Below are 7798 nucleotides of genomic sequence, written 5' to 3'. Positions count from 1 at the left end.
GGGCTTGCCGGGCGCCGGGTCGCGCGGGGGCGACGGCGGGGTGCTCGCGCCAACGCCACCGCGGCGGTCGCCGGCGCCGCCGCCGACGTGGCTGTCCGGGCCGGTGGTGACGGGCAGTACGCCCGCGCCGTCCGGCACCTCGTGGTTGCCGCGCCGGTAGTAGTCGAACCACGACATGACCGTCCGCAGGTACTCCCGCGAGCGGTTGTAGCCGAGGATCGCCTGGTCGAGGTCGTCCTGCTGGGAGAGGTCCCGGTCGTGGGCGCACAGGTAGCGCCCCGCGGCGAGCGCGGCGTCGTAGATGTTGTTCGGGTCCTTGCGGCCGTCGGCGTTGCCGTCCTGGCCCCAGGTCGCCCAGGTGGACGGGATGAACTGCATCGGGCCGACCGCGCGGTCGTGCGTCGCGTCGCCGTCGTACGCGCCGTCGTCGGTGTCGGTGATGTTGGCGAAGCCGACGCCGTTGAGCTGCGGGCCGAGGATGGGCGTCAACGTCGTGCCGTTGGCGTTGACCCGTCCGCCGCGCGCCTGGCCCGACTCCACCTTGCCGATGGCGGCGAGCAGCTGCCAGGGGAGGCGGCAGCCGGGCTGCGAGGCCCTGACGGTGTTCTCCGCCCGCTTGTAGGCGGCCAGGACGGTGGCGGGTATGCCGGCCTCCGCCGGACCGGCCACCACGGGCAGGTCGATCGAAGTGCCGGGCTTGTTGGGCCGGTTGGGCGTGTTCAGCGGCGGAAGGTCCGTGAAGTACGGCGAGTTGCCGGTCACCGCGGTGCCGGGCGGGTCGGTCGCCTCCGCGGCTCTCTCGTCGGCGGGCAAGGACGTGCTGCCCGGTGCCTCGGAGGCCGAGAGTGCTGCTACGACGAGGGCTGCCACCGTGGTGGCCGTCGCCCCTTTGCGCAGCCTGCGACCGAATTGTGCTGCCATACGTCTGGCCCCTCCCGTCAACGGCTGTCCGCGCTCCCCAGCGCCAGGACTCAGGCGACACTACGACAACTCACGGCGGTGGGACACCGGCCGCTGTCGTCTTATTGCCGCTTGTTCACCGAAATTCAACCCGGAACCATGGGCGGCATACTGATCGTCACTGAACAGAACCGGTCCAGGGGGACTTTTGCCGTTCACACTGAGCCACGCGGCGGCGGTGCTGCCAGGCATACGACGCGACGGTACCGCGCGCGGGCCGCTGCTCGCATCGGCCCTCGTCGCCGGGTCGTTCGCGCCCGACATGGCCTACTTCGCGGCCACCGCCGCGCCGACGGCGATGCGTTTCGGGGACGTCACCCACTCCCTGCCGGGCCTCGTCACGGCCGACGTGCTGATCACGGCGGTGCTCGTCGGCCTGTGGGTGCTGATGCGCGAGCCCCTGCTGGCGCTGGTGCCACGGCGCAGGCAGGCCCGTGTCCACGGACTCGTACGCGGCCAGGACTGGCGGCAGACGCAACTCGCCTCGCTGGCGTGGCGGTTCTTCCTCTCGGCCGTCATCGGCAGCTGCACGCACGTCGTCTGGGACAGCTTCACCCACCTCGACCGGTGGGGCACGCGGGTCTTCCCCCTGCTCGGTGAGGTCGTCGCGGGTTTCCCGATGTACCTGTACGCGCAGTACGGCGGCTCGGCCGTGGCCCTCGCGGTGATCGTGTGGTTCATGGTCTCGGCGCTGCGGCGCCGGCCGGACGGGCCCGCCCCCGTTGGTGTACCGCTGCTGGACGCGCGCGGGAGGTGGGCTGCCGGGGGGCTACTCGCGCTGTGCGTACTCGTCGGCGTCGTCCACCGGTGCGTGCGCTGGTACGCCGCCCAGACCGTCGAGCTGAAGCCGCTCGACTTCGTCCCGACCGCGTGCTTCGGCGCCGGCGCGGGGCTGGCCGTGGGGCTCGTCCTGTACGCCGCGGGAGTGCGGCTGTGGCTGCGCCGCGCGCCGCGGCCGGGCGCCGTGGCGGCGGACGGCGATGCGGCCGACGGCCTCCGGGACGCCCGCTCCAGCGACGGCTCGCGGTCACCGGCTGAACCGCACCTGCCCGTGCGGGCGGGGCGGTTCAGCCGGTCCGGCGACTGACGGCGCTCCCTTCCGGGAGCGGACGCCCGGGTCAGTGCGCGGCGGACTCCCAGTCCGTTCCCACACCGACCGACACGTCGAGCGGGGCGCGCAGGCTGACGGCGCCCGCCATCTCGCGGCGGACGATCTCCTCCACGCGCTCCCGCTCCCCCGGGGCCAGCTCCAGGACGATTTCGTCGTGGACCTGGAGCAGCATCCGGGTCTTGAGGCCCGCCTCGGTCAGCGCCCGGTCGACGTTCAGCATGGCGACCTTCACGATGTCGGCCGCCGTGCCCTGGATCGGGGCGTTCAGCGCCATCCGCTCGGCCGCCTCACGGCGCTGCCGGTTGTCGCTGTTGAGGTCCGGGAGGTAGCGGCGGCGGCCGAGCATCGTCGCCGTGTACCCGGTGGCCCGCGCCTCGTCCACGGCGCGCCGCAGGTAGTCGCGCACCCCGCCGAACCGCTCGAAGTACGTGTCCATCAGGACGCGCGCCTCGCCCGCCTCGATGTTCAGCTGCTGCGAGAGGCCGAACGCGGACAGGCCGTAGGCCAGACCGTACGACATGGCCTTGATCTTGCGGCGCATCTCGGCGTCGACCGCGGACCGCTCCACGCCGAAGACCTGGGAGGCGACGGTGGTGTGCAGGTCCTCGCCCGAGGTGAACGCCTCGATCAGGCCCTCGTCCTCGGACAGGTGCGCCATCACGCGCAGCTCGATCTGGCTGTAGTCCGCGGTCATCAGGGACTCGAAGCCCTCACCGACGACGAACCCTCGGCGGATGGCACGGCCCTCGTCCGTGCGCACCGGCACGTTCTGGAGGTTCGGGTCGGTGGACGAGAGGCGGCCGGTCGCCGCGACGGTCTGGCTGAACGTGGTGTGGATCCGGCCGTCGCCGGCGATCGTCTTGATCAGCCCTTCGACCGTCGACCGCAGCCGCGCCTGCTCCCGGTGGCGCAGCATGATCACCGGCAGCTCGTGCTCGGTCTGGGCCGCCAGCCACGCCAGCGCGTCCGCGTCCGTCGTGTAGCCGGTCTTGGTCTTCTTCGTCTTGGGGAGGTTCAGCTCCCCGAAGAAGACCTCCTGGAGCTGCTTGGGCGAGCCGAGGTTGAACTCGTGGCCCACCGAGGCGTGCGCCTCCTTCACGGCCTGCTGCACCGCGCCGGCGAACTGCTGCTCCATCGCCTCCAGATGGGCGCGGTCGGCCGAGATGCCGTACCGCTCCAGCCGGGCCAGCAGCAGGGACGTGGGCAGCTCCACCTCGTGCAGCAGCTCGGTCGCGCCCACCTCCCGCAGCTTCACGCCGAACGCGTCGCCCAGGTCGAGGACCGCGCGGGCCTGGGCCATGAGGGCGTCGGCCTCGGCCTGGTCGTCCTCGTCGGAGCCGAAGGCGAGCTGCCCGTCGGCGGCGGCCGGGGCCAGCTCGCGGTGGAGGTACTCGACGGACAGGGCGTCCAGCGCGAAGGACCGGCGGCCGGGCTTGACCAGGTAGGCGGCCAGCGCGGTGTCCATCGTGATGCCCTCGATGCGCCACCCGTGCTCGGGGAAGACCCGCAGCGCGTCCTTGGCGTTGTGCATGACCTTCGGCCGGGCCGGGTCGGCGAGCCAGGCGGTGAAGGCCCGCTCGTCGGACTCGTCCAGCTCGGTCGTGTCGAACCAGGCCGCCTTGCCGTCGGCCGCCGCCAGGGCGACCTCGCTGACGTTCCCCACGCCCAGGGCCCAGGTCGCCACCGTGGACACGCCGAGCGGCTGCCCGCCGTGGCGCTCCAGCCAGGCGCCCACCTCACCGGCGCGCAGCACGGTGCCGTCCAGCTCCACCCCGGCGTCCGGGGCCGGCGCCTCTTCCTCCTCCGCGCCCGGGTCGACGGCGAGCAGCCGTTCGCGCAGGCTCGGGTTGCGGATCTCCAAGACCTCCAGGAACCCCTTCAGCGCGGCCCTGTCGTACGGCGCGCGCTCCAGGTCCGCGACGGCCTTGGGCAGCTCCACGTCGCGCACCAGCTCCGTCAGGTGACGGTTGAGCTTGACGGACTCAAGGTGGTCGCGCAGGGCCTGCCCGACCTTGCCCTTGACCTCTTCGGCGCGCTCGACCAGCTCGGCGAACGAACCGAACTGGTTGATCCACTTCGTGGCGGTCTTCTCACCGACACCCGGGATGCCCGGCAGGTTGTCCGACGGGTCGCCGCGCAGGGCGGCGAAGTCCGGGTACTGCGAGGGGGTCAGCCCGTACTTCTCCTGGACCTTCTCCGGGGTGAACCGGGTCAGCTCGGAGACGCCCTTGGTCGGGTACAGCACGGTCACGTGGTCGGAGACCAGCTGGAAGGAGTCCCGGTCCCCGGTGACGATCAGCACGTCGAAACCGGCGGCCTCGGCCTGGGTGGCGAGGGTGGCGATGATGTCGTCGGCCTCGAACCCGTCCACCGCGAACCGCTCGGCGTTCATGGTGTCCAGCAGCTCACCGATCAGCTCCACCTGGCCCTTGAACTCGTCGGGGGTCTTGGAGCGGTTCGCCTTGTACTCCGGGAAGTCGGCCGAGCGCCACGTCTTGCGCGACACGTCGAAGGCCACCGCGAAATGCGTGGGCGCCTCGTCGCGGAGCGTGTTCGCCAGCATCGACGCGAAGCCGTAGATGGCATTCGTCGGCTGACCGCTCGCGGTCGTGAAGTTCTCCGCGGGCAGCGCGAAGAACGCTCGGTACGCCAGGGAGTGCCCGTCCATGAGGAGCAGGCGCGGACGGTTTTCTGCGGGCTTCTTCGATGCTGTCTCTGACACGCCCACGATCCTAGGCCGCACCACTGACAATCCGGCCCGCGGCGTCGCGCTGTCAGTGCCGCGTGACAGGATCGAAGACGTACGTGACAGGAACGCACGCTCAAAGGGGAGCGCCATGGCTGCCAAGCCGCCCGCAGGTGACCCGGTCCAGGACGCGCCGCAGGTCGCGGCCCCCCAGCACGCCGCGGCAGGGCTCCCCGCCATCGGGCACACGCTGAAGATGGCGCAACAGCAGATGGGCGTGCGCCGCACCGCGCGGACCCTCCTCAAGGTCAACCAGAAGGACGGCTTCGACTGTCCCGGCTGCGCCTGGCCGGAGGAGGACAAGCGGCACACCGCGGAGTTCTGCGAGAACGGCGCGAAGGCCGTCGCCGAGGAGGCGACCCTGCGCCGCGTCACCCCCGACTTCTTCGCCGCCCACCCGGTGGCCGACCTCGCCACGCGCAGCGGGTACTGGCTGGGCCAGCAGGGCCGCATCACCCAGCCGATGTACCTGGCCGAGGGCGCCGACCGGTACGACGCGGTGACCTGGGAGCGGGCCTTCGAGATCATGGCGGAGGAGCTGAAGGCGCTCGGCTCCCCCGACGAGGCCGTCTTCTACACCTCGGGCCGCACCAGCAACGAGGCGGCGTTCCTGCTCCAGCTCTTCGCCCGCGAGTTCGGCACCAACAACCTGCCGGACTGCTCCAACATGTGCCACGAGTCCTCGGGCTCCGCGCTGACGCAGACGATCGGCATCGGCAAGGGCAGCGTCTCCCTCGAAGACCTGCACCAGGCCGACCTGATCGTCGTCGCCGGACAGAACCCCGGCACCAACCACCCGCGGATGCTCACCGCCCTGGAGAAGGCCAAGGCCGCGGGCGCGAAGATCATCTCGGTGAACCCGCTGCCCGAGGCCGGGCTCGAACGCTTCAAGAACCCGCAGACGCCCCGGGGCATGATCAAGGGCGCCGCCCTCACCGACCTGTTCCTCCAGATCCGCCTCGGCGGCGACCAGGCCCTCTTCCGCCTGCTCAACAAGCTGATCATCGAGACGGACGGCGCCGTCGACCAGGACTTCGTACGGGACCACACCCACGGCTTCGACGACTTCGCCGCAGCGGCGCGCGACGCCGACTGGGACGAGACCCTCGCCGCCACCGGCCTGGAACGCTCCGCGATCGAGCAGGCCCTCGCCATGGTCCTCGCGTCGAAGCGCACCATCGTGTGCTGGGCCATGGGTCTGACCCAGCACAAGCACGCGGTGCCGACCATCCGCGAAGTCGTCAACTTCCTTCTGCTGCGCGGCAACATCGGCCGCCCCGGCGCGGGCGTGTGCCCGGTGCGCGGCCACTCCAACGTGCAGGGCGACCGCACGATGGGCATCTTCGAGCGCCCCGCCCCCGCCTTCCTCGACGCGCTCGACAAGGAATTCGGGATCACCTCGCCGCGCCACCACGGATTCGACGTCGTCCGGTCCATCCAGGCCCTGCGCGACGGCGAGGCCAAGGTCTTCTTCGCGATGGGCGGCAACTTCGTCGGCGCGACCCCCGACACCGACGTCACCGAGGCCGCGATGCGCCGCGCCCGGCTGACCGTCCACGTGTCGACGAAGCTCAACCGCTCGCACGCCGTCACCGGCGCCCGCGCGCTGATCCTGCCGACCCTCGGGCGTACCGACAAGGACGTCCAGGCCGGGGGCAAGCAGTTCGTCACGGTCGAGGACTCCATGGGCATGGTGCACTCCTCGCGCGGCAACCTCACCCCCGCGAGCCCGCACCTGCTGTCCGAGCCGGTCATCGTCGCCCGCCTGGCCCGCGCGGTCCTCGGGCCCGCCTCCGCCACCCCGTGGGAGGAGTTCGAGAAGGACTACGGCACGATCCGCGACCGGATCTCCCGGGTCGTCCCCGGCTTCGAGGACTTCAACGCGCGCGTCGCCCGGCCCGGCGGCTTCACCCTGCCGCACGGCCCGCGCGACGCGCGGCGCTTCACCACCGACACCGGCAAGGCCAACTTCACCGCCGCGCCCGTCGAGTACCCCCAGCTCCCCGAAGGCCGGCTGCTGCTCCAGACGCTGCGCTCGCACGACCAGTACAACACCACGATCTACGGCCTCGACGACCGTTACCGGGGCATCAGGGGCGGCCGCCGCGTCGTTCTCGTCCACCCCGACGACGCCCGCGCCCTGGGATTCGCCGACGGGGCGTACGCCGACCTCGTCAGCGAGTGGAAGGACGGCGTCGAGCGACGCGCCCCCGGCTTCCGCGTGGTGCACTACCCGACCGCGCGCGGCTGCGCCGCCGCGTACTACCCCGAGACCAACGTCCTGGTGCCGCTGGACGCCACCGCGGACACCAGCAACACCCCCGCGAGCAAGTCCGTCGTCGTACGTCTGGAACAATCAGCCACCGCCTAAGCGTTTGCTTATGGACGTAGAACGCCGTACGACGATCGGAGCCGGGCCCCATGGGCGAGCAGAGCGCAGCTGTGAAGTTCCCGCAAGAGGTCATCGACGAGTACGCCCAGCTGGGCGTGGACCTGCCCGCCCTCTTCTCGGCAGGGGACCTCGGCACCCGCATGGGCGTACGCATCGTCGAGGCGTCGGCGGAGCGCGTCGTCGGCACGATGCCGGTCGAGGGCAACACCCAGCCGTACGGCCTGCTGCACGGCGGGGCGTCCGCCGTGCTCGCCGAGACCCTCGGCTCGATCGGCTCGATGCTGCACGGCGGCGCCTCCAAGATCGCCGTCGGCGTGGACCTCAACTGCACCCACCACCGGGGCGCCCGCAGCGGCCTGGTGACCGGCGTGGCCACCCCGGTCCACCGGGGGCGCTCCACCGCGACGTACGAGATCGTGATCACGGACGAGCACGACAAGCGGGTCTGCACGGCCCGCCTGACCTGCCTGCTGCGCGACGCCGACGGCGTCAAGGGCTGACCACCGGCCCCGCCGACAGCCCGCGGCGCCGCCCCCGGCCGGGATCGTCACGCACTCCCGGCCGGGCGAGGCACGCCCAACCGGCAACC

The 7798-nt window shown here is 71.7% G+C and carries 5 protein-coding genes; 3 read left to right on the top strand and 2 right to left on the bottom strand.

Features of this window, described 5'->3' with window-relative positions:
- Positions 1 to 921: lytic transglycosylase domain-containing protein (locus tag E2E34_RS27625; protein ID WP_138904615.1), on the bottom strand; the 921-nt coding region annotated here is incomplete at its 3' end.
- Between the two features lie 187 nt (positions 922 to 1108).
- On the opposite strand from E2E34_RS27625, the gene E2E34_RS27620 reads away from it, so the two are divergent.
- Positions 1109 to 2047, top strand: a complete 939-nt coding sequence (locus E2E34_RS27620) for a DUF4184 family protein (protein WP_138904614.1) — start codon at positions 1109 to 1111, stop codon at positions 2045 to 2047.
- Positions 2048 to 2078: 31 nt separating this feature from the next.
- Here E2E34_RS27620 and polA read toward each other — a convergent pair whose 3' ends face one another.
- Complete coding sequence (gene polA / locus E2E34_RS27615) at positions 2079 to 4739, bottom strand: DNA polymerase I (protein ID WP_138904616.1); 2661 nt, start codon at positions 4737 to 4739, stop codon at positions 2079 to 2081.
- 169 nt (positions 4740 to 4908) lie between these two features.
- On the opposite strand from polA, the gene E2E34_RS27610 reads away from it, so the two are divergent.
- Positions 4909 to 7188 (top strand): FdhF/YdeP family oxidoreductase, encoded by a 2280-nt coding sequence (locus tag E2E34_RS27610; protein ID WP_138904613.1) that lies wholly within the window; start codon positions 4909 to 4911, stop codon positions 7186 to 7188.
- 50 nt (positions 7189 to 7238) lie between these two features.
- Entirely contained in the window at positions 7239 to 7709 is a 471-nt protein-coding gene (locus E2E34_RS27605; RefSeq protein WP_138904612.1) for a PaaI family thioesterase, read from the top strand.
- Positions 7710 to 7798: the final 89 nt, after the last annotated feature.

Origin of the sequence: Streptomyces albidochromogenes (assembly GCF_005981925.1) — a bacterium.
Classification (GTDB): Bacteria; Actinomycetota; Actinomycetes; order Streptomycetales; family Streptomycetaceae; genus Streptomyces; species Streptomyces albidochromogenes.
Note: the sequence above shows the minus strand (reverse complement) of the source record. Positions and strands in the feature narration are given on the sequence as shown.